This is a genomic window from Brucella sp. BE17, assembly GCF_039545455.1.
Taxonomy (GTDB): Bacteria; Pseudomonadota; Alphaproteobacteria; order Rhizobiales; family Rhizobiaceae; genus Brucella.
Map to the genome: position 1 here is coordinate 2,208,901 of NZ_CP154467.1, position 25,213 is coordinate 2,234,113.

Genomic DNA, 25,213 nt, shown 5'->3' on the forward strand with positions numbered 1-25,213 from the left:
TGGGCCTATGCTGCCGCCCGCTTTGTGCCATTCGCGTCGAGCAATGCGAGAAGCTTGCGCCTGATAGCGTTCTGGCGGGTGGCGTTTGATACTTTGTGGCCGACGAGGTCGGTTACATAAAAACTGTCGATGACCTTTTCGCCAAAAGTGGTGATATGTGCCGAAGCAATATCCAGCGAAAGGTCGGAAATAAGGCCGGTTAGTTCCGACAAAAGCCCGGGCCGGTCAAGACCTTCCACTTCGATCACGGTGAATTTGTTCGAAAGCGTGTTGTTGATCTCGACGCGCGGCTCGACACTGAAGGCTTTTGTGGCTCTTTTGGGCTTGGTGCGCTTGGCTAGAACATCGGGCATATGCGCCTTTCCCGCCAGCACATCCTCAATCACCTTGCCGACGCGTTCGGCGCGGCGGCGCTCATCCTCGTCGGTGTCGAATTCGCGGTTGATGAGAATGGTGTCGAGCGCGCGCCCGTCGCCGGTGGTGAAAATCTGCGCATCGACGATGTTGGCCCCTGCTGCCGCACAAGCGCCGGTAATAATCGACAAAAGACGCGGATGGTCGGGGGCAAGCACGGTGATTTCGGTGACAGCCTCGAATGTATGCGGCTTGGCCATGGTTGCAAGCGCACGGCCCTTCTGGTCGGCCTCGCGAATGAAATTGGCGTGACGCACCTGATCATCGAGGCTCACCGTCAAGAAATAATTGGTGTAAAGGAGGCCCAGATAGGCTTCGCGCTCGGCCTTGGGCCAGTCAGAGATTTTTTCGGCCAGTGCTTCGCGGCCCTGCCGGTCGCGTTCGGTGCGCGGCAATTCCGAAAAGCCGCCGGTCAGCACCAGTTCGGTTTCATAGAAAAGCGTGCGTAAGAGCTGTCCCTTCCAGCCGTTCCACACACCCGGGCCCACTCCCTTGATGTCGCAGACGGTGAGGATCAACAGGAGTTTCAGCCGCTCCATGGTTTGCACGGTGTCGGCAAAGTCGATGATCGTCTTGCGGTCGTTGAGATCGCGGGACTGCGCCACCATGCTCATGGTGAGATGCTCGCGCACCAGCCATTCGACGGTTTCGGTCTCGGCAGGCGAAAGGCCAAAACGCGGGCATAGTTTTCGGGCAATGCGCGCACCTGCAATGGAATGGTCCTCCGGGCGCCCCTTGGCAATATCATGCAGCAGAAGCGCCACATAAAGCAGATGGCGGTCGCGCTTGGTGGTGGACATCAAATGATTGGAAAGCGGATGCTCGCTTTGCAATTCGCCATGCTCGATTTCTGATAAAACGGCGATGCAGCGCAACAGATGCTCGTCGACCGTATAGTGATGATACATGTTGAACTGCATCATGGCGACGATCTTGCCGAAATCCGGGATGAACTTGCCCAGAACGCCCGATTCATTCATGCGGCGCAGGATGAGTTGGGGATTGCGCGGCGAGGTCAAGATGTCGAGAAACAGCCGGTTGGCTTCCGGGTTCTCGCGTAGTTCCGCATTGATGAGTTTCAGCGAGCGCGTGAGGCTCTGCATCGCATCGGGGTGGAATTCCAGACCGTTTTTGTCAGCCAGATGGAAAATGCGGATGATGTTGACGGGATCGTCGCGAAACACGTCCGGCGTTGCAATGTTGATGCGGTGATTGTCATCGATAAATTCGCCGCTCTGTGAGAGCTTGCGCTTGCGCCGTGAAAAGGTGAGGAAAATGCGGTTGAAGCCCGGCACATGCTTGGCCTGCTGTTCTTCGAGTGCCGCGCAGAGAATGCGGGTGAGATCGCCCACATCCTTGGCGACCAGAAAATAGTGCTTCATGAAGCGTTCGACGTAGTTCTGGCCCGGATGCGCGGTATAGCCGAGCCGCTCGGCGATCTCTGGCTGGATATCGAAGGACAGGCGTTCTTCGGCCTTCAGCGTTGCAAAATGCATATGGCAACGCACCGCCCAGAGAAAATCCTCAGCCTTGTTGAAGAGGCGGAGTTCGGTGCGCGATAGAACCCCACGCTTGACCATCTCTTCCTTGGATTTGACGCGGTAGAAATATTTGGAGATCCAGAACAGCGTGTGCAGATCGCGCTGACCGCCCTTGCCTTCCTTGACGTTGGGCTCAACCAGATAGCGCGTTTCGCCCGCCTTGCGATGGCGCGCATCACGCTCGGCAAGCTTGGCCTGAATGAATTCAGGTCCGGTATCCTTGACGACTTCTTCATCGAAGCGGGTAATGAGAGTATTGAAAAGATCGCGATTGCCCGTGAGATAACGCGCGTCGAGAATGGAAGTGCGGATGGTCATGTCTTCGCGCGACAGGCGCATGCATTCATCGACGTTGCGCGTAGCATGCCCAACCTTCAGCCCCATATCCCAAAGCATATAGAGCATATATTCGGCGACCTGCTCGCCCCATGGCGTCTGCTTATAGGGAAGCAAAAACAAGAGATCGATATCGGAGCCGGGAGCAAGTCCCCCGCGTCCATAACCACCAACGGCGACGATGGCCATGTTCTCGGCCTTTGACGGATTGACGGTTGGATAGACTTTTGTCGATGTAAACTCGTACAGCGCTGAAATCAGCGTGTCCATGAGCCAGGAAAGGCGTCTCGCGCAGAGCGTGCCGCCGCCGTCCTTGCGCAGCATATTTTCAACATTGTTGCGCCCGCGGATCAGCGCGTCTTTGAGTGCCTGCAAAACCACCTTGCGCACGGAAGCGCTGGAATAGTTTTCTTCAGTGGAATCCGCCAGTTCATTGATCTTGCGGCGCAGCGTCTCGGGATTGACGATTTCATCCAGCTTCAGGTCATGGGCGCGCATACGGCTATAATGTCCGGTTCGAGATCGGGAAGGGATCGAGTGGATTATCTCCCTATAGCGGCTTTTGCACGCCATGAACATCCAAAACAAAAGGCCGGGCGAAAAGCCCGACCTTTCTGACGGTCATTAAAGTGTTGATCAATTCGTCGCATTATAGGCAGCGATCACTGCCATGTTGACGATATCGCTGTCTTTTGCGCCGATCGTTACGATCTGTGCCGGACGGTCCAGTCCCACCAGCAATGGACCAATGATGGTGGCGCCGCCCAGTTCCTGAAGCATATCGGCGGCAATTGAGGCCGAATGATTGTCGGGGGTGACGATTACATTGGCCGGACCCGACAGACGGATGAACGGATATCGTTCCATCAGCTTGGGATTGAGCGCCACATCGGCACTCATCTCGCCATCGAATTCGAAATCGACATGACGGGCAGTCAGAATGCGCACGGCTTCCTGAACGCGGGCCGCACTTTCGCCGCCCATATGGCCGAAGGTTGAAAAGGCGGTGAGCGCTACACGCGGCACATAGCCCATGCGGCGCGCCATGCTGGCGGCCTCGACTGCGATATCCGCCAGTTCCTCGGCAGATGGCTTTTCATGCACCGCCGTATCAGCGATAAAGACAGTGCGTCCACGGCAAAGCGCAATCGATACGCCTACCACGCGATGACCGGGTTTTGAATCGATCACACGCCGCACGTCATCAAGGCCGGTGGCATAATTGCGCGTGAGGCCGGTGACCATGCCGTCGGCATCCCCCAGCGCCACCATGCAGGCGGCAAAATGATTGCGGTCATTGTTGATCAGGCGATGGCAATCGCGGGTCAGGTAACCTTTGCGTTGCAGCTTTTCATAAAGATAGTCGGCATAGGCTGCATTGCGGCTTGAAAGCCGCGCATTGATGATCTCGATGCCCGGACGGTCAAGGTCGACCCCGGCGACCTGCGCGGTTTCCTTGACGGCATCCTCGCGCCCGACCAGAATGGCGGTTCCCAGCCCTTGATTGACGTAGGAAACGGCTGCGCGCATGACCTGCTCTTCTTCGCCTTCAGCAAAGACGATGCGCTTTGGCTGCCGGCGCACACGCCCGTAAATGCTGCGCAGCGTGGCGGCTATGGGGTCGCGGCGTGCCAAAAGTTCCTGCTTGTAGCCTTCGATATCCTCGATAACGTGTTTTGCAACGCCGGTTTCAATGGCCGCCTTGGCGACAGCCGCCGAGACGGTTGCAAGCAGCCGCGGATCGAAAGGTACGGGAATGATATATTGCGGGCCGAAGCGCGGACGCCCTCCCTGATAGGCTGCAACCACTTCATCCGGCACGTCTTCACGTGCCAGTTCCGCAATAGCGTGGACGGCGGCGATCTTCATATCGTCATTGATGGTGGTTGCGCGCACGTCGAGTGCACCACGGAAAATATAGGGGAAGCCCAGCACATTGTTGACCTGGTTCGGATAATCCGAACGCCCGGTTGCAACAATGGCGTCATCGCGCACCTCCGCCACTTCTTCCGGCGTGATTTCAGGGTCGGGATTGGCCATGGCGAAAATGATCGGATTGGGCGCCATGGAGGCAACCATCTCCTTGGTCAGCGCACCCTTTGCCGAAACGCCGAAGAAAATATCGGCGTCCTTGAGCGCGTCAGCAAGCGAGCGTTTCGAGGTCTTGATGGCATGCGCAGATTTCCACTGGTTCATGCCTTCTTCGCGGCCCTGATAGACGACGCCTTTGGTGTCGCAAAGTGTCACGTTTTCGGACGGGAAACCGATGGCCTTGATGAGTTCGATACAGGCGATACCGGCAGAACCCGCGCCATTGCAGACGAGCTTTGTCGTCTTGATGTCGCGTCCGGTCATATGGAGCGCATTGATCATGCCGGCTGCCGCAATGATCGCCGTTCCGTGCTGATCATCGTGGAAAACCGGAATATCCATCATTTCGCGCAGGCGTTGCTCGATGATGAAGCAATCAGGTGCCTTGATGTCTTCGAGGTTGATGCCGCCGAAGGAAGGTCCGAGATAGCGTACGGAATTGATAAAGGCATCGATGTCGGTGGTGTCAACTTCAAGGTCGATGGCGTCGATATCGGCAAAGCGCTTGAACAGCACCGCCTTGCCTTCCATCACCGGCTTGGAGGCGAGCGCACCGAGATTTCCGAGGCCCAGAATTGCCGTTCCATTGGAAATGACGGCGACCAGATTGCCCTTGGCGGTATAATCATAGGCAAGGTTGGGGTCTTCGGCGATGGCCTTGACCGGAACCGCAACACCGGGAGAATAGGCCAGCGACAGGTCGCGTTGCGTGGTCATTGGCTTGGTTGGGCTGATTTCCAGCTTGCCGGGGCGGCCCTGCGCGTGAAAGTCGAGGGCTTCCTTCTCACTGGCTGTGGGTGCGCGTTCTGATGTGTTGCCCTTCGGCTGTGAGACTGTCATGTTCGCTCCGAAATAATGTGCGGGTCGCATTCGATACCGCCAGAGGCTTTGAGTGTAAACAGCGCATGTGGAATAGATTTGATCCCAAACGGCGTGCATTTTATACAATCATGTCTTTAAATGGATTTAAATCGCAAGAAATGAAGGTTTTGCATGGAAGCGAAGGTCGGTGAGGGGCAATTGGAAGCAGGGGAAAAACCCGTGCAGGATACGGCTGTTCGCCTCACGCCCATGATGGAGCAATATATTGAGATCAAAGCTGCGAATGTCGATTCGCTGCTTTTCTATCGTATGGGCGATTTTTACGAGCTGTTTTTCGATGATGCGGTTGAGGCATCGCGCGCACTTGGCATCACATTGACCAAGCGCGGTAAGCATCTGGGCGAAGACATCCCCATGTGCGGCGTGCCGGTGCATGCATCTGACGACTATCTGCAAAAGCTGATTGCCAAGGGTTATCGTGTGGCGGTCTGCGAACAGGTGGAAGACCCGGCGGAGGCGAGAAAGCGCGGTGCGAAATCGGTGGTTCGCCGTGATGTGATCCGTCTCGTGACGCCCGGCACCTTGACGGAAGAAAAGCTGCTCGATCCTTCGCAGTCCAATTACCTGATGGCGCTGGGCCGCACCAAGGGCGACAATGCCCTGGCGCTTTCGTGGATTGATATTTCAACGGGTACATTCCGCGTCTCAGAGACCACACCGGAGCGGCTCTATGCGGATATCATGCGCGTCGATCCACGGGAATTGGTGGTGGCCGACACGGCTTTTCATGATGAGGAACTGCGCCCCACGTTTGATCTGGTCGGCAAGGCCGTCTCGCCTCAGCCCGCAACGCTGTTCGACAGTGCGGCAGCAGGGGGCCGCATCCAGCGTTATTATGATGTGGCAACGCTCGATGGTTTCGGGCAGTTCAGCCGGGTTGAACTCTCCGCCATTTCCGGTGCCATAGCCTATATCGAAAAGACGCAGATTGCCGAACGCCCGCCCTTGATGCGGCCCGAGCGCGAGCATGAAGGGGGAACGATTTTTATCGATCCGGCAACACGCGCCAGTCTCGAACTGGTGCGTACCATATCGGGCAATCGCGACGGAAGTTTGCTTAAAGCCATTGACCGCACGGTGACGGGTGGTGGGGCGAGGCTTCTGGCCGAGCGGCTGACCGCGCCCCTGACTGATCCCCGTGAGATTGCGCTGCGGCTTGATTCAGTGTCATGGCTTTTGAGCGAACAGGCGCTGTGCGAGGGCTTGCGGGTCGAGTTGAAAGGCGTGCCCGACATGCCGCGTGCATTGTCGCGCCTTGCGGTCGGGCGCGGTGGCCCGCGTGATCTGGGGGCTCTGGCGCGTGGCTTTGAAGCCGCAGGATCAATCGTCTCGCTGCTCGAAGGCGCGTTTATGCCGGACGAACTGGCCCATTCGTGTGATGCGCTTGCCGCCATGCCAGCAGTGTTTTCTGCCCATCTCGACCGGGCGCTTGCCGATGAATTACCGCTTTTAAAACGAGACGGCGGTTTCGTGCGTGCGGGCTATAATGATGAACTCGATGAAATGCGCGCGCTTCGCGATCAGTCTCGCCGCGTGATTGCTGGTTTGCAGGCCGATTATATCGAGGAAACCGGCATCAAGTCGCTGAAAATCAAGCATAACAATGTGCTTGGCTATTTCATTGAGGTGACGGCCAACAATTCAGGCGCCATGACTGATACGGATGCAGCCAAGGGGCGCTTTATCCATCGTCAGACCATGGCCAATGCCATGCGCTTCACGACCACGGAACTCGCGGAACTCGAAAGCAAGATCGCCAACGCCGCCGACCGCGCGCTGTCCATCGAGCTTGCGATTTTTGAGGAATTGACGGCTGAATCCGTAAGCCATGCCGATCGTATTCGTGCAGCAAGTGCTGCCCTTGCGATGTTTGATGTTTCGGCAGCGCTTTCCACGCTTGCGGAAGAACAGGGCTATTGCCGTCCGCAGGTCGATGACAGCCTGTCGTTCAACATCGTGGCCGGTCGACATGCGGTGGTCGAGCAGGCCTTGCGCCGTCAGGCGGCCAATCCGTTCGTTGCCAATGATTGTGATCTTTCGCCTACCGAGGACAACGGCGATGGCGCGATCTGGCTTCTAACTGGCCCCAATATGGGCGGTAAATCGACTTTCCTGCGCCAGAATGCGCTCATTGCCATTCTGGCCCAGATGGGGTCTTTCGTGCCTGCTGGGTCAGCTCATATCGGCGTGGTCGATCGACTCTTCAGCCGCGTCGGCGCATCCGATGATCTGGCACGCGGGCGCTCGACCTTCATGGTTGAGATGGTGGAGACTGCGGCAATCCTCAATCAGGCGGGCGAGCGTTCGTTGGTTATACTCGATGAGATCGGGCGAGGCACAGCGACCTTCGACGGGTTGTCGATTGCCTGGGCGGCGGTTGAATATCTGCATGAGAAAAACCGCTGCCGCGCATTGTTCGCAACGCATTTCCATGAAATGACGGCTTTGTCGGAAAAGCTCAAGCGGCTTTCCAACGTTACCATGCGGGTGAAGGAATGGGACAATGATGTCGTCTTCCTGCATGAAGTGGCCAAGGGGGCCGCGGACCGGTCCTATGGCGTACAGGTTGCACGTCTGGCCGGACTGCCGGAAGCGGTGGTCAATCGCGCTCGTGACGTGCTGCATCAGTTGGAGGCTGGCGAGACATCGGGCAAGGCCGACAAGCTGATCGACGATCTGCCGCTGTTTTCGGTGGTGCTGAAACAGGAGCAACCAAAAGCGAAAGCCGCGGCCACGGACAATGTCTTGTCCAAAGCGGTTGCCGAAATCAGCCCGGATGAGCTGACCCCGCGTGAAGCGCTTGATCTTATCTACAAGCTGAAATCACTGGCTGGTCGCTCATAAAACAAAAGGGCGAAGCGAAATCTTCGCCTTTTTTATTTCATGAAACGATTTGCTTCCGCGCCGTAATAGGTGATGTAACGGCTCGAAATACGCTCGATTGGCAGGATGATGAACACATCCGTGGTGCCGAAAGCCTCATCGATGACAGCACCATCGCCGATCATCGCGCCAAGGCGAAGATAGCCTTTCACCAGTGGCGGCATCGAGAACAATGCCACCTTGTTGTTGATGGCTTCCTTCGGCATCAGGTCCATCGGCTGATAGCGATGCGGCAGTGCGCGTACATCCCAGTCGGGCGTGGCACGGCAATTCTGATAAAGGAAGGACAGGCCGAGCGCGTGCGCTGCCGGAACCGCACCGTGGAACGAGGCGCAGCCGAACATCACATCGATGGAATGACGGCGACAATAGGCCCATGCGCCCTGCCATAAAAGCTCGACCGTGCGCTTTGATCGGTATTCGGCCTTAACACAGGATCGGCCCAGTTCGAGAAGACGAAGGGTAGGGCGCGACAGTGCCAGCCGCTGCACATCATATTCATCAGCTGAATAAAAGCCGTGCGCCTTTTCGGCCTGCTCGCTGCGCATCAGGCGATAGGTGCCGACGATCTGTTGGTGCTCGGGAACTGGTAACGCAGTGTCATAGACCAGCAGATGATCGCAAATCGCGTCGAAACGGTCGGCATCGCGGGTTTCCACCTCTTCAATGGTCTCCTTGCGCGCGCCCATCTCTTCAAAAAATACGCGGAAACGAAGGTCCTGCGCCGCCTCGATTGCCTCGCGTGAATTGGCAAGGCGAACTTCCAGCGCGCCGATGCGTCCGAGAACAATCGGCCCATCGGTGGGAGAAAACAGGGTCTGTGGTGCTTCTAAACCTGACATGATCGTATCATCAATGATTTGCTGGCCCATTCCAAGCAGTACTGTCATGATGATTCGCTCCTGATTTGTCTAGTCACGCATTGCTGAACGGCTTGTGTCTCAAAAACACAGGGAAATCCGTTCTCTCCTCCGTGCGCTTACAGCGCGGAATTCAACCGCGCGATGCCAGCGTCCTAAAGATTTTGTGCTACGTGAGCATGACAGAAGCATGTCACCAATGTGTCATTTCGGGTGGGCGGTGCTATCCCTTTAAAAAATATTGTAAATCCACATGTGAAGGTTATGTGAAAGGTGAGCGGCGATCAAGCGATCTGTGGACATGACTTCGATTATCAGCGCGCCGCGCGTTCGCGTCGCCAGCCTAAAAATTCTTCCAGAATAATCAGACCCGCGCCCAAGGTAATAAAGACATCGGCCAGATTGAACACGGCAAACGACCATGTCGGCAGATGAAACAGCACGTAATCCACCACATAACCATGCATGACGCGGTCAATGAGATTACCGATTGCGCCGCCGATCACCAGCGCAAAACCATAGCGTGCAAGTACGCGGTCCGGCGCATTGGTCCACCACAGATAAAGCACGAAGCCGATGACCACGAGGGTGATGGCAATCAGCCCCCAGTCGTGAAGACCTGCCAGCATCGAAAAGGCTATGCCTTCATTATGGGTGCGAAACAGCGCCAGAAACGGAAAAAGGTCGATCTGCTGGGCATAATCCATGCCTGTTTCGACCCAATATTTGACGACCTGATCGATCAATACCGCAAGAACGACGATCAGAAGCGAAGACAGAACCGCATGACGCTTCATGGATCAGCCTCTTTCATCGAGTGCAAGAGCTTCGCGGCGGATTTCATAGAGCATGACACCGGTGGCAATGGCGAGATTGAGCGAGTCGGCACGTCCGGCTTGCGGAATGCGTGCAAGCTTGCTGCACGTTTCGGCAAGCGCATCCGGCAGCCCCTGCTGCTCGTTGCCCATCAAAAGCACAACCGGCTTTTTGGCATAGGGAATGGTGCGGTAATCGACAGCACCTTTTAGATGCGTACCGACAACCAGTCCGGAAAAGCCCTTGCGCCAGTTGAGAAACTCGGCTTCGCTCACCTTGTAGAGTGGCACCGAGAAAACCGACCCCATGGTGGCGCGCACGGTTTCGAGCGAAAAAGGATCGGTGGTGTCGCCGATCAGGATCACGCCCTTGGCGCCAACCGCATCCGCCGTGCGGATGACGGTGCCGAGATTGCCGGGATCGCGTACGCGATCAAGCGCGATATAGACGTCGTTATCTCTGGGCTTCAATGGGGCAAGCGGCTGATATTGCTGCTCGAAAACGCCAACTACAGCTTGCGGATTGTCGCGCCGCGTGATGGCGGCAATGACTTTTTCGGTGACTTCGAGCACCAGTCCGCCCTTGGCGAAGGTGCGTGCCGCCACCTGCTCGACAAGCTTGTTGCCCATGCCTGATTTGGCAAAAACAAGCGTCTTGATGCGCCAGTCCTGCTCGAATGCATCGATGACAAGTTTCAGCCCTTCGGCCAGGAATACGCCCTGCTGGTCGCGGAATTTTTTCAGCGCCAGCGAGCGCAAATCCTTGACGATTGGATTGGCAAGGCTTGTGGCTTCCTTGACCTGACCAACTTTTGAATGTTCGGCTCTGGAATGACCGCTTTTGGAAAAATCGTCGTTACGGCTCATTTGGCTACCCAGCGGCTGAACATTGATGTTGAAAGCGCGCGCCCGGTACCATTGTCACCGGAGCGCTCGCGCAGGATGAGTTCGCCCGATTCGACCGTGCCGCCAAGCCCGGTGAAACGGTCGCGCATCAGTTCGTGAATAGCGAAGAACGAGGCGCGGATCGAATAGGCCGTGAGAATGACGGCCAGCGGTTTTGGCGTGAGAATCGAACGGCAGGTATCGACCATGGCAGGCAGGTGCTCGAACAATTGCCAGACCTCACCATTCGGGCCACGGCCATAGGCGGGCGGGTCCAGCAGGATAATATCGTAGAAACTGCCGCGTCGCTCCTCGCGGGCGACGAACTTCATGGCATCCTCGCAGATCCAGCGGATCGGCTTTTGCGACAGTTCGGCCATGTCCTGATTTTCCCGCGCCCAGACAATCGCCTTCTTGGACGCATCCACATGGGTGACTTCGGCACCCGCACGTGCCGCTACAAGCGAGGCAAGCCCGGTATAGCCAAATAGATTGAGCACCTTGACCGGACGACCGGCCTTGACGTTTTCGCGAATGAGCGCGTCCATATAGGACCAATGCGCGGCCTGTTCGGGGAAGACGCCGACATGGCGAAAAGATGTAAAGCGGCCATGAAAATAAATGCCATCATGGCTCATCGGCCATGTTTCACCGAGCGGAATTTTAGGAAACGCCCAGCGCCCCATGCCTTCCTCATCGGTATTACCGGTGAAGACGGCATCGGCCTTGTCCCATTCGCCTTGCGGAAGATGTGGCAGCCAGATCGCCTGTCCTTCCGGGCGGATGATGCGATAAGGGCCGTATTGTTCGAGTTTTAAGCCGTTGCCGCTGTCAAGCAATGCATAATCGGTCGTGGGCTCGGTTTGGAGAATGAGAGGCAGTTTTTCAGCTGGACGCATGCCGGAATAGGGCTTTATCTCGCGCAGCGCGGTAGCTGGCTTGTCTTCCGGTGTTTGGGGGGCTGCTTTGGCGAATTGTGGGCGCGGTTTTTTGAACGGTGCATCCTGCCGCGGACGTTCAAAGCCACGTTCCTGCTTGCCTGCTTTCTGGGCCGCTTGCCTGTCGCCAGCCTGTTTTTTGCCTTTGCCCTTTGGCGCTTTCACCACACACTCCGCTGATGCTTTTGCGCTGTAGGTAGGCCAATTGGCGTCGAAACAAAAGAGAAATTACGTTTATGAATGAGATAAACCTTGCGGCAGATTGCGTTTTTCAGCCGCTTCCGCGCGTTGAAGCAGTTCGAGCGCTTCCTTTTGATTGTTGCGGGCCTTGCGCCTGTGCTTGCCCTGCGTCAGCCACGTCACAGTGGAACCGATCAGAACGCCTGCCAGAAGCGCACCGAACAACCAGATGAAAAATGGCGCGCTATAGGAAAGAGCTGGATTGCCGGGATTGAACGGGTCGATCGTCAGCGTGGCGGGCGCGCGATTTGCCACTGACAACGCGATGAGGATGACCGCGACCGGCACCAGAATGACAATTGTGGCAACGCGTTTTGCGACCATGATCAGTAATCAGGCGGCGCCATTGAGACGGTCGCGCAGCTCCTTGCCGGTCTTGAAAAAAGGCACCCACTTTTCTTCCACGGAAACCGTTTCGCCGGTGCGTGGGTTGCGACCGCTGCGCGCTGGACGGTTCTTGACGGAAAAAGCGCCAAAACCGCGTAGCTCGACGCGATTACCCTCGGCCAGCGCATCGGTGATCTCGTCAAAAACCGCACCGACGATATTTTCGACATCGCGCTGGAAAAGATGCGGATTACGGCTTGCGATAATCTGAACGAGTTCCGATTTGATCACGGTTTTAAACCTTTGTTTGTTGTTTATCCCGAAAGGCTGGGCATTAATTCGCCGGATTGGTATCCGGCTTGCCCTCAACGTGCCAAACCGAAAGAAGTCCGTCAAGGAAGATGCGCTCTTTGGCGATCTGATTGATGATACCTTCGGCATTTTGAGGCACGCCGAGCAGTTTTGCGCCTGCATGAATGATAAGATCGCGCAGCGAAAACCCTGTTTCTTCGCTGACCGGCTTCCATTCGATGCGTGGAAGCTTGTCGGACAGTCCCTTGCTTTTGAGCCAATCGACGGCTTCATCCTCACCGCCAAGGCCATCGATCAGCTTCTTTTCAAGTGCCTGCCGTCCGGTAAAGATTGAGCCATTGGCAAGTGCGAGCGCTTCATCGTGGCTGTAACCGCGGCGTTTTTCAACGATATCGACGAACCAGGCATAGGAATCCATAATCATGTTGCGGATCATGCCCTTGGCTTCTTCGCTGGCGGGGCTGAAATAATTGGGTTCGGCTTTCAGCGGCGTCGACTTAATGGTCTCGACCTTGATACCCACTGTATCGAGAAGTTTCGACACATCGGGATATTGAAACAGGACACCGATGGAGCCTACGATGGAGGTCTGGCGCGCCACGATATGGTCGGACGCGCTGGCGATCATGTAACCTGCGGATGCTGCAAGGGTTCCGACCTGGGTAACGACCGGCTTCTTTTCAGCGATCTTGCGTATGGCTTCATAGATGGTCTCGCCGCCGACAGTCGTGCCGCCGGGCGAATCGAGGACCACGATCACGCCCTTGACGGCATCGTTTTTGGCAATGCGGTCAAGGCGTTTGAGAAGCTCTTCATTCTCAAAAATTGTGCCTTCGATGCGCACCTTTGCGATATGCTGCTGGCTGAGATTGGCGCCGCGCATCGACCATGTTGCGAAGCCGGCGATAAGGGCTACCAGAAGCAACAGGAAGGCTGCGCGCCAGACAGTCAGCTTTCTACGCAATCTTCGTCTTTCGATCAAAGCTTCGGCTTCCTGGGCCATTTATGTCCATCCATGCTCTTTAAAAGTATGCGTTGCGCCTTTTTGCCCCGAATGTCGGTCTGCGGCAAGCGACATTCGTCATGGTTTCGGCTCAAAGACGCTTTCGCCAAGACTGTAAGCGGGTGTTAGTTTGTGGTATCGAAGAATTGATTAGTGATCTACCTGTTTCAGTTAAATAGAAATAACTATGAATTATCAATAGTATACGATAAAAACGCTCTGTTTTGCGAACGGGTGCGGTATTTTGCGCTGCGATTGTTCACTTGAGCAAGCGAGTAATTTATCCCAAATAAACCATATTGATTTAGGACATCGTTCTCTCAAGGAGGAGGTGAGCGACGTATTGAGAATAGCAAAGCAGCGAACCAAAGGACCACATGGCCGCCGATACGACCAATAATGATGCGATACACGCCGCAGCGTCACCCGTGCGCAGCAACAGCGGTGCGCGCTTTGGTGCCTCGCAGAAAGCTGACGCACTGTTTCACGCCGCAAAGCGTCATTCGGTGCGCGTGCGTGTCCTCAAGACTGCGCTGCCCGTCGCAGCGGTCATCGTGGGTGCCGTGTTTTCCTGGTATACGTTCTTTGCAACGCCTGCGGCACCGATCAAGATCGATCTGAATACGGGCGGCGAAAGCGGCAAGCTCGTCATGAGCAGCCCGCATCTCAATGGTTATACAAAGGATAACCGCCCCTATTCCATGACAGCGGCAAAGGCGACGCAGGACGCAAAAAACGGCGGTACAATCGCGCTGGAAGGTATAGCGGCTGAGCTACCGGTAGGCGATAATGGAACCGCGAAGGTCGAGGCTGAATCGGGTCTTTATGATAATGCAAACGGGCGTTTGCAACTTGATAAGAACTTTGTCGTAACCACGGATGACGGGTTGCATGCTGTGCTGCGGTCGGCGGATGTTAATCTGAAGAGCGGACAGATCACAACTGATGAGCCGGTCGATATCCGAAATGGTACAACACATATTCTCGCCGACCGCATGCAGGTGAAGGACAATGGCAAGGTCCTCATTTTCGAGCACAAGGTCCATATGACGATTGATGGAAGCGCGGTTTCGGGAAACAAAGTGCCGTGATCAAATGCGATGATCAGACCCTAGTTTGATCTTGTGATCGGAGCAGACAGGTTTTATTTGGTTTTTGTGGGGCTGAATGTTCCCATTTGGCTGCAAAATGCTTACTATTGTGCGGGGATATTCGGGTTCGCACAATAACCATTGGCTTCCGGTGCCAGTGGTGTGTGACAACTGAACAGATTTATGGAACGTGAGACGGGCAAGATGATCAAGGGAACTATGGCTCGCGCGAGGCGGGTGGGATTTGCGGTTCTGGCGCTCGGCCTCGCCGCCGTTCCTGCCACGGCTTTGGCGCAAGGTGCCGATAGCAGCGCCGTCAACGGTTTGAAGCTTTCAAACAGCAAGGCGCCGGTCAAGATTGATGCCGACAGGCTTGAAATGCGGGACAAGGAAGGTATTGCCATCTTTACCGGCAATGTTTCGGTCGCGCAGGGTGATGCACTTTTGAAAGCCGGTCTGATGACCGTTTATTATAACAAGGCGAAACAGAATGATGGCGAGGCCGCCGAACCGGCCAGTAGCGGCGGTGTTGGTGGGCTTGATTCGTCGAGCATCGATCACATCGATATTTCCGGCAAGGTTTATCTTAAGTCCGGCACCCAGGTCGCAACCGGTGATACCGGGCGCTATGACGCCAAAAATCAGATCATGGTCCTGCAGGGCGAGAAAGTGGTTCTCACCGACGGCGACAATGTCGTTACAGGCTGTAAGCTGACGGCGCACATGGATACGGGCCGCGCCAATGTCGAAAGCTGCCGTGGCAAAAGTAGCAAGGGACGCGTTTCCATCATCATGGCGCCCAAGAATCAACAGCAGGGCGGTGCGGCGCCCCGGCCAAACTGACCGGAGCACACGTGGCATTGTTCGGGAATAAGAAAGCCGCCCAGCCGAAGGCCGTGGCGGAAAGCGCAGTATCTGCAAACGGCGAGGCTGAGGCAATGCCCGCTCAGCCCGGAAAAGAAGAGCGCCTGAAAGGCACGCTGGTAGCGCGGGGCCTGTGCAAGAGTTATCGTGGCCGTCAGGTCGTTAACGGTGTGTCGTTTGGCGTGCGGGCGGGCGAGGCGGTTGGTATTCTGGGACCTAATGGCGCGGGCAAGACAACCTGCTTTTATATGGTGACGGGTCTGGTTCCTGCCGATAGCGGTTCGATCGAGATCGACGGTTTTGACGTTACCTCAATGCCAATGTATCGCCGCTCGCGGCTTGGCATCGGCTATCTGCCGCAGGAAGCTTCGATCTTTCGCGGGCTTTCGGTGGAGAACAACATCAAGGCCGTGCTGGAAGTGGTCGAAAAAGACCGCAAGAAGCGGGCGACTGAACTCGATGCGCTTTTGGAAGAGTTTCACATTGCGCATTTGCGTAAAGCGCCCGCCATTTCGCTGTCGGGTGGTGAGCGTCGGCGTCTCGAAATTGCGCGTGCGCTTGCCTCGCGTCCAAATTTCATGCTGCTCGATGAACCGTTTGCTGGTGTCGATCCGATTGCGGTTTCCGACATCCAGCAGCTCGTGCGCCATCTCACCAGCCGTGGCATTGGCGTTCTGATCACCGATCACAATGTTCGTGAAACGCTTGGCCTTATCGACCGCGCCTATATCATTCATGCCGGTCAGGTCCTGACCCATGGCCGCCCGGCCGAGATCGTCGCTAATCCCGATGTGCGCCGCCTCTATCTCGGCGATCAGTTCACGCTCTGATTTTACCTTCGTTCCGGCTCGTCTGCGTTGAGCTCTGGTCATGCCGATAGCATTGTGCGTCCGAAAGGACGCACAAAGGCTCTAAAGCCGCGACTCTTTTCCACTTTTAATTAAAAAACGCACATTCTGAATTGACAAGCAAGGTTCATACCAGTTTTCATTCACACAGCCGGTAATTGCACTGAGCAAGTGCCGAAAGGGGCAATCGGGGGATGAAAACACTTTATGGCACTCTCGCCAAAGCTTGATTTCCGTCAATCGCAGTCGCTGGTGATGACACCACAGCTGATGCAGTCGATCCGGCTGTTGCAGATGACGCATGTCGAGCTGGAGCAGTTTCTCGATCTGGAAATCGAAAAAAACCCGCTTCTGGACAGAATAGAGGCGGCCAATGACGATTTCACAGGCGGCGCTGATGAATATGATGGCTACAACCAAGCCGAAGGGCCGGTTAATGGCGGACAACCCAGCGACGCAATAGAGAGTGGAGAGGCCATCGAGGCCTTGGAAGATGGTGAAAGCTGGTTCAGGACGGAGGCACCGGAAGCTTCCGAAACCCTGTCTTCGACCTTCGATACTTCGCTTGAAAATATTTTCCCCGATGATCCGGGGCGTTTTGATGCAATCAATCCCGATATTGCCGCCCAATGGAAGTCGCCTTCCTTTGAGGCGGGGCAGGGCGCGGGCGGCTATGATATCGATCAAGTGACGGCAAGTCGCGTCTCTCTGGCCGACCATGTGTCTGATCAAATCACGCTGACATTTTCGGACACATCGGATCGATTCATCGCCATGGCGCTCGCGGATGCGCTGGATGAAAGCGGGTATTTGCGCGGCGATCTTTTGAGCCTTGCTCAAAACCTCGGTGTCGAGCCTGAGGCGGTCGAGCGTGTGCTGGCAATTGTGCAGACATTTGATCCGCCCGGGCTCTTCGCACGCGATCTGCGCGAATGTCTGGCCATTCAGTTGCGGCTCAAGGACCGCTTCGATCCGGCTATGCACGCGCTGGTCGAAAATCTCGATCTTTTGGCACGACGCGATTTTGCGATGCTGATGAAGCTCTGCGGCGTTGATCAGTCCGATATTCTGGATATGCTTTCAGAAATTCGCGCACTCGATCCCAAACCCGGTGCCCTGTTTGAGGTGGCTGCCGCCGATGCCATCGTGCCCGACGCCATTGTTACGGCTATGCAGGATGGCGGCTGGGCGATCGAATTGAATCCGGCAGCCATGCCGCGGCTCATCGTCAATAATGATTATTTTGCGCAGGTAAGCGCCAGCGCCAAAGCGGAAGACAAGATCTTTCTCTCCGATTGCATGCAGACGGCTGGCTGGCTGATGCGCAGTCTTGATCAGCGCGCGCGCACTATTTTGAAAGTCAGCCAGGAGATCGTGCGCCAGCAGGACGGCTTCCTGCATCATGGCGTGACGCATCTTAAACCGCTCAATCTGCGCACTGTGGCGGATGCTGTCGGTATGCACGAATCGACCATTAGCCGCGTTACGGCCAACAAATTCATGCAAACGCCGCGCGGCACGTTTGAACTACGCTATTTCTTCACCGCTTCCATTGCATCCACGCAAGGCGGTGACGCGCATTCGTCAGAAAGCGTGCGCCATCGCATCCGGCAGATGATCGAGGCTGAAACGCCCGGTGATGTTCTCTCCGATGATGCGATTGTCGATGCCTTGAAAAAGGATGGGGTGGAGATTGCGCGCAGGACGGTGGCGAAATATCGCGAGGCCATGAATATTGCCTCGTCCGTGCAGCGCCGGCGTGAGAAAAGGGCGCGGCAAGCCGCCTCCTGAGCCATTATATGTTCTTCGCATGCAGGTTGTTCGCTTTGAATTTTTGAACATCGGGCACTGTTTCATCAGAAAAAATCGATCAAAGTTTGTGGAAATCAAATTACCCCAGGTTAGGGGACTGGAAAAATGGGCAATTGACAAGCCCTTGCGGACACAATAGAAGCCCGCTCGCGTTACAGACCGGACCGGAAGGCGTCAGGCAGGGCTTGTCTGGCTGGCCATTGGTGGCAAGGAAAGGTATTGTTGTCGCAGGGCAACGAACATGCGTTTGGGACGTTGCATAAGACAGGCTGCGTAAGAACAGCGGTGCGGGGTTGCCGTCAGGGGCTCCGCGACGGAATGACATTATTGAGGGTTTTCGGCGTAAATTTTGGAACTTTGCTAGCTTGTGGGAACCGGCTGGAAATCCAGAGAAATGGAAGTCATCTTTAATGCCAGTTTGCTTTGCTCTTCGCTTGTCTTGTGATTAGACTGGTTCCTGTTGTAACGCAAATGAGGTGTGCCAAATGACTCTGCGTGTATCTGGAAAGCATATGGATGTCGGTGAAGCTTTCACGACCCGAATCGTCGATCGGGTTAACGAGGCTGTCGGCAAATATTTCGACCATGGCTTTTCCGGGCAAGTGACATTGACCAAATCCGGCTCGCGTTTCAGTGCGGACTGCACCCTTTTCCTTGATAGTGGTGCTGCACTTCAGAGCACGGGCGAGGCGCAGGACCCGCAGCTGGCTTTCGACGCGGCGGCGGAAAAGATTGAAACGCGCTTGCGTCGCTATAATCGTCGCCTGAAATCGCGACCGGCGACCCAGCCAAATGTGATCTATGATGACGTGGCATATCGTGTTATGGCACCGCTGTTGGATGAGGAGGAGGACCTTCCGGCGGATTATGCGCCAGCGATCGTTGCAGAATCGTCGATCTCGCTGCGCACCATGTCCGTGGCATCGGCGGTGGTGGAGCTGGACCTGATCGAAAATCCAGTTCTGGTGTTCCGCAATGCCGGCAATGATGAAGTGAATATCGTCTACCGTCGCGCGGACGGCAATATTGGCTGGGTAGATCCATCGACGGTCACCCGCCAGGCCGCACCCGGCGCCTGACGGCAAACCTGAAGCGCACGCCTCTTTGATAAAGAGGGGTGCGCTTTCCTAAACCGGGCCGTAAGCGGCCTGATTGAAGAAGGAACGGAGAGAATGGATCTTAGTGATCTGATTCAGCCAGGGGCGATCATCCCTGCGTTGAAAGCCAGCTCCAAGAAGCAGCTTTTGCAGATTTTGTCTGAGAAAGCCGCCGAACTGACCGGACTCCCTGAGCGTGAAGTCTTTGAGACAATTCTTCAACGCGAACGCCTCGGTTCCACCGGGGTCGGCAGCGGCATTGCGATCCCGCATGGCAAGCTTGTCAATATCGACAAGATTGCTGGCATCTTCGCACGCCTTGAGACGCCGGTCGATTTCGAAGCGTTGGACGATCAGCCTGTCGATCTTGTTTTCCTGCTATTGGCTCCGGAAAATGCCGGTGCCGATCATCTCAAAGCCCTCTCGCGCATCGCACGCATGCTGCGTGATCCCGATGTGGTCGCAAAATTGCGCGGAACCCTTGATGCGCAGGCGCTTTATTCATTCCTGACGACGCAGCCGGCTTCAAACGCCGCCTGATTGTCTTATTCAATCAGATTGAAACCAATCAAAAGGCCGCAGTTATATCAACTGCGGCCTTGTTTGAGGTGGCTTTGAAGAGCCCGTTTTAATGCAACAGAACCGTGCGCAACTCATGCTCATGCGCACCCTGAAGTGCGGTGGCGCGCACATCGGAAAGCACGATCGGTTCACCGCTGGCGCCAAAAAGCGCCCATAATTCAAGGCCCGGCTCAATGGGGGGAAGGGCGGGGAAGCTGCGGGCAAGGTCGTCAGAACGGATCTTGCGCACATAGGCGAGTTCACCTTCACCCAGATGAGCGAATTCGTTTTCGGTGAGAATCTGTCTGTTCATGGTCTTAGCCTCCATTCTCGCGGCACATCATTTGCGACCATGCCACATCAGAGCTTCGTCTTGATAGTATAGCTTTTTTAACTGAACGAAACCTGAACGTTTTTCAGTCTTTAACAGCTATGTTGATTTTCTTGATCAGCCGTTCGGGTTCCGGGCGGTCGAGATCGACCGCGAGAAGACCGTTTTTGAGCTCGCAGCCCACCACACGCATGCCATCGGCCAGCACGAACACACGCTGAAACTGGCGTGCGGCAATACCGCGATGCAGATATTCGCGTTCGCTATCATCGCTCTGGCGACCGCGGATAACAAGCTGGTTGTCTTCCGTCATCACTTCGAGGTCGTCGCTCGCAAAGCCTGCGACGGCAAGCGTGATGCGTAGACGTTCTGAACCTGCATCGCCGCGCAGGCGTTCAATATTGTAGGGTGGGTAGCCGTCTCCGGATTTGGCAATCCGTTCCAGCGTCTTTTCCATCGTGTCGAATCCGAGCAGCAAAGGGCTCGAAAACGGTGTCATTCGTGTCATTGTATCAGTCCTTGATCAGAAGCGACCGTCACGAAGCAGACCCCTAAGGCATCTTGCTTCGATACCTGATATGGCTTGTGAAAAGCCGGACTTCAAGTGCTGAAGCTTGGGATAGTGATAAAACAGGCAAGGCTTGCGGGTTAGCTGCCAGTGTTGCTGGTCGGGCTCAACGCCGCGCTTTTGCCAATGCTGCGCCAAAGGCATTGGCAAAAAGCTCGCGATCATCGTGATGGAGGAAGCTGCCGATGGCCACGCCGTCATTGCGGCTTTCAACCCGCATGTCGGTAATACCGATATCGGGTTTTCGCGCCACGCGAAACCGGGTCCAGAACGGATTGAAGCGATGTTCCTTAAGCTTGCCGGAGGCGGCATATTGACGAATATGCAGCTCTGTGCGCGAGACAGAAATTTCTTCACGCACACGCGCCGCCCGATAATTGAGCCGAAACGCCAGATAGATTGCCAGAACATCGAGGCCGAAGAACCCGATGATCGGCCATGCGCCGATGGACCAGAACAGCAAAACGACAAAAAGCCAGCAGGCAATCAATGCTGCCATCAGAAGCTTGAAACCTTTGCGACCCAGCGAACGATAGGGCGTCAGCAGGGCTTTAAAAATCGGAGTGTCGAACCTGTCAGGCGTCGCGCCGTCTGGATGATGCATGATACCGGGCCTCTATGCTCTTGGGACCGGAACCTGACCAAGGGGGCTGCGTCAAGCTGCGGGTTGTTTTCCAGGAACGGACATCAGTATAGAGACAGAATGCAAAAGGCCAAAATCAAATCGCTCGTAAAATCTGCGACAGATACAGATACGATCCGCCGTCCGCGCCGTTTGGCGGGTACGCTTTATACCGCCGATGAAGTCCATGAGATTTTCCGCCGCTTTTCGATCCAGCGCCCGGAGCCGCAGGGTGAGCTTGAACACGTTAATGCTTTTACGCTTCTGGTGGCGGTTGTGTTGTCAGCGCAGGCGACGGATGCCGGTGTTAACAAAGCAACACGCGCATTGTTCGCCGTTGCCGATACGCCACAAAAAATGCGGGCTTTGGGCGAAGAGACGGTCGGTAATTATATCCGCACCATCGGGCTTTGGCGCAACAAGGCCAAAAACGTCATTCTTTTGTCTGAGGCGCTGATCCGCGATTATGGCGGGAACGTGCCGGGTGAGCGCGATGAACTGGTGAAATTGCCAGGCGTGGGACGCAAGACGGCCAATGTGGTGCTCAATATGGCTTTTGGCCAGCCGACCATGGCGGTGGATACACATATCTTGCGCATCGGCAACCGTATCGGTCTTGCGCCTGCCAAGACGCCGGATGCGGTGGAGGCGATCCTCGTGCGGGTTATTCCGTCAGAATTCATGCAGCACGCGCATCACTGGCTGATTCTGCATGGGCGCTATACCTGCAAGGCCCGCAAGCCCGAATGCGAGAAATGTGTGATTGCCGATATCTGCAAATATCCGGCCAAAACGTGCGATATCCCGGCAGCATTATTGCCACTTTAAGACTGTTAACGGCGCGAACGTTTCACCGGCTTGCGTTGCAGATGACAGACTTTGACGCGTGAGCCGTCCCGACCTCGTTTCCATGTGCAGCCTTCAGTCTTCGGCTTGCCTTCATAGATGTAAATCTTGCCACGGCGTTTCTTGTTGAACGTCTGGTTCGAGAAATCATGGCCGCCAACGCGCACATTCTTGCCGAAGCGCACTTCGGCGAAAGAAGGGGCTGAGGAAAGCATGAGTGCGAGAACGCACAGGATTGCCGGGATCAGTTTCATTGCAAGCCGCCTGACATAAGATTTGCATCGACTTTAGCGGCGACCGCGCTTTTTTCAAAGCGTGTTTTGTTTCAACGTGCGGGCGGGGAGAGGCGGCTTTGCTCGCGTTGTGAAATCGCCTTATGCAGATGGACCATCATGGTGGCGGCGAAAAGCGGGGTGAGCAGATTGAGAAGCGGCACTGCCATGAAGCCCGCAATCAATAGCCCCGCCAGAAAAATGCTGACGCCATAATGCGAGCGCAGTTCTTTGGCTTCCGCTTCGGAATGATGGCGCATGGCGGCAAACTCGAAAAACTCCCGGCTGAGCAGATAGGCGTTGATCACGAAAAAGGCGATCAGGTTGACGCCTGGCACGAACAGCAGGATCAGCGCCACGATATTGCCGATAATTACCACGCCGAGAAATTTAAGTGAGCTGATGATCGAGCGGCCAAGCGGCAGTGGCGTTCCGGCTGGATCGAGAGAATAATCCTCACGCTCGATGATTTCCGCGACGTCATCGAGGAAAAGACCGGCGATGAGGGCAGTGACAGGGGCGATCATCAGCGCAAGAACCAGTGCCAGGCCAAGTCCCGCCGCGATAGCTGCGACAATACCCAGCCATCCAGCCCATGCGGGCATGCCCGGCAGCAATTGTTCGAGCCATGGCCAGCCATAATTCAAGAAAATTTGACGGATCGATATCCATAAGCCGGCGAGCAGCAGGAGCGTCAACCCGAGCGTTTTCCAGAAAACTGAGCGGAATTCCGGTGTGAACAGGCGGCTGAGGGCCTTCAGGGCGGCATTTATGATCATTTTCGCCTCAGTTTCTGGCTTGGGATGAAAAGGAAATAGGAACAATCAGCGTCCGCCGCAAGCATTTCTCCCCATCCAACAAGCGTGTCGCGGGTAGCCAAATCCGTTGCAAAAGGCTAAACCCGCATCCACATTGGTCCCGATATGGTTAGAGCGCATCCCGAAAAATGTGAAACGATTTTCGGAATAAGTTGCGCTTAAAACGGATGGGTTGGGACTTTATAAAGGGGAGCCTTTCGCGTTCATGGCCACATATGACGTTCTTTGCATCGGCAATGCCATTGTCGATATTCTTTCGCGTAGCGACGACGCCTTTCTTCAAACCAATGGTATCGTCAAAGGCGCGATGAACCTGATTGATGCCGATCGCGCGGAACTGCTCTACAAGCGCATCAACGGTGCTGTGACCGAAATGTCGGGTGGCAGCGCCAGCAATACGGCGGCAGGTATTGCCAGTCTCGGTGGGCGTTCGGCCTATTTCGGCAAGGTGGCGACTGATCATCTGGGCCGCGTTTTTGCCCATGATATCCGCGCGCAGGGCGTGGCCTTCGACACGCGTCCGCTGGAAAATGATGCGACACCGACCGCGCGCTGCATGATTTTTGTGACGCCGGATGGCGAGCGTTCCATGAACACCTATCTTGGTGCCAGCGTCGAACTTGGACCGGAAGACATCGAGGCATCCAAGGTCGCGGATGCCAAGGTGACCTATTTTGAAGGCTATCTGTGGGACCCGCCACGCGCCAAGGAAGCGATCGTCATGGCCTCGAAAATTGCCCATGAGGCCGGGCGCAAGATGGCCATGACGCTGTCGGATCCGTTCTGCGTCGACCGCTATCGCGACGAGTTTCTCGAGCTGATGCGTAAGAAAACCGTCGATATCGTCTTTTCTAATGAAGAAGAGGCCAAGTCGCTTTACAAGACTGAATCTCTGGAAACGGCAATTGCTGCAATGCGCATGGATTGCGCGCTTTCGGTCATTACGCGTTCGGAAAAGGGAGCCGTTGTCATAACGCCCGATGAGACCATCGAAGTTCCGGCCATTGAGATCGAAGAGCTGATCGATACGACCGGCGCGGGCGATCTCTTTGCCGCGGGATTTCTCTCAGGTCTGACACAGGAGCGTCCGCTCAAAGAATGCGCAGAGCTTGGCGCTCTGGCGGCGGGCATCATCATTCAGCAGATGGGCCCTCGCCCACAGGCAAGCCTCAAAGATGCAGCCAAGCAGGCGGGACTGGCCTGATTTAATCGTTGTCCCGTACGATCTGGTCGCGCTTGAGTTCAGCTTCGGTGCGACCGGGTCGGCTTTTATAAACCGGCAGATTCCAGCCGAATGCAAGCGCGCCCCCGCGGACCAGAAAAGCAATCGAGCCTGCGCTGACGGCGCTGATGATCGGATTGATCGTGGTGGTGCTTTCCAGCACGACATAGACGCAGGCCCCAGCAAGGGCTGCTGAAACATAGATTTCGCGGCGCATGAGAACGGATGGCTCGCCAGCGACCATGTCGCGCAAGATGCCGCCGAGTGTCGCCGTGAAAATGCCGGTCACCAGAGCAACCCACGGACTGAAGCCAAGCGCGAGCCCCTTGGCAGCCCCCATGACGCTATAGGCAGACATGCCGATTGCATCGCACCACAAAAGCACACGATAGCGCGACTCGACCCGGTGGGCTGTGAAATAGACAAGAATGGCGGCTGATGTTGCGGCGAGAAGGTAGGCAGGCTCCTTTACCCAGAACACCGGCGCATCGCCCAGAATGAGATCGCGTATTGTGCCGCCGCCAATGCCGGTAATGTTGGCGAGAAAGACAAAGCCGATAATATCAAGCTGACGGCGTGATGCGGCCAGCGCGCCGGTTGCTGCAAAAATGAAAACACCGGCAAAATTGGCCCAATCGGAAATGTTCACACCGCACCTTCTTCAAGCACCCCGATGGGATGCTACTGTTGTAGAAAAAGCGGTGGAATGCTCCACCGCTTGAAAATCAGGCCAT

At 55.7% G+C, this 25,213-nt stretch carries 24 protein-coding genes; 9 read left to right on the forward strand and 15 right to left on the reverse strand.

Features of this window, described 5'->3' with window-relative positions; genetic code table 11:
- Nucleotides 1–5: 5 nt before the first annotated feature.
- Both AAIB41_RS10680 and AAIB41_RS10685 read right to left on the reverse strand, forming a co-directional pair.
- Nucleotides 6–2,789 (reverse strand): [protein-PII] uridylyltransferase, encoded by a 2,784-nt coding sequence (locus AAIB41_RS10680; protein WP_343313348.1) that lies wholly within the window; start codon nucleotides 2,787–2,789, stop codon nucleotides 6–8.
- 138 nt (nucleotides 2,790–2,927) lie between these two features.
- Nucleotides 2,928–5,222 (reverse strand): NADP-dependent malic enzyme, encoded by a 2,295-nt coding sequence (locus AAIB41_RS10685; protein WP_343313349.1) that lies wholly within the window; start codon nucleotides 5,220–5,222, stop codon nucleotides 2,928–2,930.
- A gap of 153 nt (nucleotides 5,223–5,375) precedes the next feature.
- Between AAIB41_RS10685 and mutS the strand changes: the two genes are divergently transcribed.
- Nucleotides 5,376–8,108: a DNA mismatch repair protein MutS gene (gene mutS / locus AAIB41_RS10690; protein WP_343313350.1), complete on the forward strand. Its 2,733-nt coding sequence runs from the start codon at nucleotides 5,376–5,378 to the stop codon at nucleotides 8,106–8,108.
- A 32-nt stretch (nucleotides 8,109–8,140) separates the two neighbouring features.
- On the opposite strand, the gene AAIB41_RS10695 is transcribed toward mutS, so the two are convergent.
- From AAIB41_RS10695 to sppA, 7 genes are all read right to left on the reverse strand, one after another.
- Nucleotides 8,141–9,037 carry a GNAT family N-acetyltransferase gene (locus AAIB41_RS10695; protein WP_343313351.1) on the reverse strand — a complete coding sequence of 299 codons (897 nt, stop codon included), beginning with the start codon at nucleotides 9,035–9,037 and terminating at the stop codon, nucleotides 8,141–8,143.
- Between the two features lie 284 nt (nucleotides 9,038–9,321).
- The gene (gene lspA / locus AAIB41_RS10700; protein ID WP_343313352.1) at nucleotides 9,322–9,804 is read right to left on the reverse strand and encodes a signal peptidase II; all 483 of its coding nucleotides are present in this window, start codon (nucleotides 9,802–9,804) and stop codon (nucleotides 9,322–9,324) included.
- 3 nt (nucleotides 9,805–9,807) lie between these two features.
- Nucleotides 9,808–10,689, reverse strand: coding sequence for an RNA methyltransferase (locus AAIB41_RS10705; protein WP_343313353.1), 882 nt, complete (start codon nucleotides 10,687–10,689; stop codon nucleotides 9,808–9,810).
- Entirely contained in the window at nucleotides 10,686–11,810 is a 1,125-nt protein-coding gene (locus AAIB41_RS10710; RefSeq protein ID WP_343313354.1) for a class I SAM-dependent methyltransferase, read from the reverse strand. Before AAIB41_RS10710 ends, AAIB41_RS10705 begins: the two co-directional genes overlap by 4 nt.
- Before the next feature lie 69 nt (nucleotides 11,811–11,879).
- Nucleotides 11,880–12,209 carry a LapA family protein gene (locus AAIB41_RS10715; RefSeq protein WP_343313355.1) on the reverse strand — a complete coding sequence of 110 codons (330 nt, stop codon included), beginning with the start codon at nucleotides 12,207–12,209 and terminating at the stop codon, nucleotides 11,880–11,882.
- A 9-nt stretch (nucleotides 12,210–12,218) separates the two neighbouring features.
- The gene (locus AAIB41_RS10720; RefSeq protein ID WP_343313356.1) at nucleotides 12,219–12,503 is read right to left on the reverse strand and encodes an integration host factor subunit beta; all 285 of its coding nucleotides are present in this window, start codon (nucleotides 12,501–12,503) and stop codon (nucleotides 12,219–12,221) included.
- 43 nt (nucleotides 12,504–12,546) lie between these two features.
- Nucleotides 12,547–13,527: a signal peptide peptidase SppA gene (gene sppA / locus AAIB41_RS10725; RefSeq protein WP_343313357.1), complete on the reverse strand. Its 981-nt coding sequence runs from the start codon at nucleotides 13,525–13,527 to the stop codon at nucleotides 12,547–12,549.
- Nucleotides 13,528–13,904: 377 nt separating this feature from the next.
- Here sppA and lptC point away from each other — a divergent pair, with 377 nt between their 5' ends.
- From lptC to ptsN, 6 genes are all read left to right on the forward strand, one after another.
- Nucleotides 13,905–14,618, forward strand: coding sequence for an LPS export ABC transporter periplasmic protein LptC (gene lptC, locus AAIB41_RS10730; RefSeq protein ID WP_343313358.1), 714 nt, complete (start codon nucleotides 13,905–13,907; stop codon nucleotides 14,616–14,618).
- A 183-nt stretch (nucleotides 14,619–14,801) separates the two neighbouring features.
- Nucleotides 14,802–15,461: an LptA/OstA family protein gene (locus tag AAIB41_RS10735; protein WP_343313359.1), complete on the forward strand. Its 660-nt coding sequence runs from the start codon at nucleotides 14,802–14,804 to the stop codon at nucleotides 15,459–15,461.
- Nucleotides 15,462–15,472: 11 nt separating this feature from the next.
- Nucleotides 15,473–16,312 carry an LPS export ABC transporter ATP-binding protein gene (lptB, locus tag AAIB41_RS10740; protein WP_343313360.1) on the forward strand — a complete coding sequence of 280 codons (840 nt, stop codon included), beginning with the start codon at nucleotides 15,473–15,475 and terminating at the stop codon, nucleotides 16,310–16,312.
- A 225-nt stretch (nucleotides 16,313–16,537) separates the two neighbouring features.
- The gene (gene rpoN, locus AAIB41_RS10745) at nucleotides 16,538–18,121 is read left to right on the forward strand and encodes an RNA polymerase factor sigma-54 (RefSeq protein WP_343313361.1); all 1,584 of its coding nucleotides are present in this window, start codon (nucleotides 16,538–16,540) and stop codon (nucleotides 18,119–18,121) included.
- A 506-nt stretch (nucleotides 18,122–18,627) separates the two neighbouring features.
- A complete protein-coding gene (raiA, locus tag AAIB41_RS10750) occupies nucleotides 18,628–19,221 on the forward strand; it encodes a ribosome-associated translation inhibitor RaiA (RefSeq protein ID WP_343313363.1) in 594 nt (197 codons plus the stop codon).
- A gap of 93 nt (nucleotides 19,222–19,314) precedes the next feature.
- Nucleotides 19,315–19,779 carry a PTS IIA-like nitrogen regulatory protein PtsN gene (ptsN, locus tag AAIB41_RS10755; RefSeq protein WP_343313364.1) on the forward strand — a complete coding sequence of 155 codons (465 nt, stop codon included), beginning with the start codon at nucleotides 19,315–19,317 and terminating at the stop codon, nucleotides 19,777–19,779.
- A gap of 88 nt (nucleotides 19,780–19,867) precedes the next feature.
- Here the strand turns inward: ptsN and AAIB41_RS10760 are convergent, their stop codons facing one another.
- The 3 genes from AAIB41_RS10760 to AAIB41_RS10770 form a co-directional block, all read right to left on the reverse strand.
- Nucleotides 19,868–20,113 carry a DUF1150 family protein gene (locus AAIB41_RS10760; RefSeq protein WP_343313365.1) on the reverse strand — a complete coding sequence of 82 codons (246 nt, stop codon included), beginning with the start codon at nucleotides 20,111–20,113 and terminating at the stop codon, nucleotides 19,868–19,870.
- Nucleotides 20,114–20,216: 103 nt separating this feature from the next.
- Nucleotides 20,217–20,639, reverse strand: coding sequence for an Hsp20 family protein (locus AAIB41_RS10765; protein ID WP_343313366.1), 423 nt, complete (start codon nucleotides 20,637–20,639; stop codon nucleotides 20,217–20,219).
- 166 nt (nucleotides 20,640–20,805) lie between these two features.
- Complete coding sequence (locus AAIB41_RS10770; protein ID WP_343313367.1) at nucleotides 20,806–21,303, reverse strand: DUF2244 domain-containing protein; 498 nt, start codon at nucleotides 21,301–21,303, stop codon at nucleotides 20,806–20,808.
- Nucleotides 21,304–21,402: 99 nt separating this feature from the next.
- Between AAIB41_RS10770 and nth the strand changes: the two genes are divergently transcribed.
- Entirely contained in the window at nucleotides 21,403–22,149 is a 747-nt protein-coding gene (nth, locus tag AAIB41_RS10775) for an endonuclease III (RefSeq protein ID WP_343313368.1), read from the forward strand.
- 5 nt (nucleotides 22,150–22,154) lie between these two features.
- Here nth and AAIB41_RS10780 read toward each other — a convergent pair whose 3' ends face one another.
- Both AAIB41_RS10780 and AAIB41_RS10785 read right to left on the reverse strand, forming a co-directional pair.
- On the reverse strand, nucleotides 22,155–22,421 hold the full coding sequence (locus tag AAIB41_RS10780; protein WP_343313369.1) for a hypothetical protein: 267 nt from the start codon (nucleotides 22,419–22,421) through the stop codon (nucleotides 22,155–22,157).
- 71 nt (nucleotides 22,422–22,492) lie between these two features.
- Nucleotides 22,493–23,218, reverse strand: a complete 726-nt coding sequence (locus tag AAIB41_RS10785; protein ID WP_343313370.1) for a sulfate transporter family protein — start codon at nucleotides 23,216–23,218, stop codon at nucleotides 22,493–22,495.
- A gap of 244 nt (nucleotides 23,219–23,462) precedes the next feature.
- Between AAIB41_RS10785 and AAIB41_RS10790 the strand changes: the two genes are divergently transcribed.
- Nucleotides 23,463–24,461, forward strand: a complete 999-nt coding sequence (locus tag AAIB41_RS10790; protein ID WP_343313371.1) for an adenosine kinase — start codon at nucleotides 23,463–23,465, stop codon at nucleotides 24,459–24,461.
- 1 nt (nucleotide 24,462) lies between these two features.
- Here AAIB41_RS10790 and AAIB41_RS10795 read toward each other — a convergent pair whose 3' ends face one another.
- On the reverse strand, nucleotides 24,463–25,128 hold the full coding sequence (locus AAIB41_RS10795; RefSeq protein ID WP_343313372.1) for a trimeric intracellular cation channel family protein: 666 nt from the start codon (nucleotides 25,126–25,128) through the stop codon (nucleotides 24,463–24,465).
- Between the last annotated feature and the right edge of the window lie 85 nt (nucleotides 25,129–25,213).